Source organism: Collinsella sp. LCP19S3_C9, from assembly GCF_052121575.1.
GTDB lineage: Bacteria > Actinomycetota > Coriobacteriia > Coriobacteriales > Coriobacteriaceae > Collinsella.
The window spans coordinates 1-300 of the sequence record NZ_JBQKDZ010000053.1; the positions used below are offsets into that span (position 1 = coordinate 1).

Here is a 300-nt window from a genome sequence, read left to right on the forward strand (position 1 = left end):
TGTCGAGAAAGTTGGTGTAGTGCCCGATCCGAAGCGAGTCGGCCCGGCGTCCCAGAATCTGGAATACGGTTGATATCCTATGCCGCCTCGACCCTGTCCGCAAGCTCGAGGTCCCATTTGATCATCTTCTTGGCCTCCGCCTCCAGCCGCGCCCAGTCGACCGTCCCGTCAATCCCGCGTGTGCGGCCCTCGTCGTAGAGCTCGTTCATCCTCGCCTCCGAGAAGTACCTGGACTCCTGCCATATCTCGTCCTGCTCGCACATGACCGCGCCCGCGAGCCGCACCAGCGAGCCCGTGGAG

At 63.3% G+C, this 300-nt stretch carries 1 pseudogene; it reads right to left on the minus strand.

Going from position 1 to position 300, the window contains the following annotated elements:
- Positions 1-77: 77 nt before the first annotated feature.
- Positions 78-300: pseudogene (locus ACTQXI_RS08945) on the minus strand (IS256 family transposase); the annotation flags it as partial.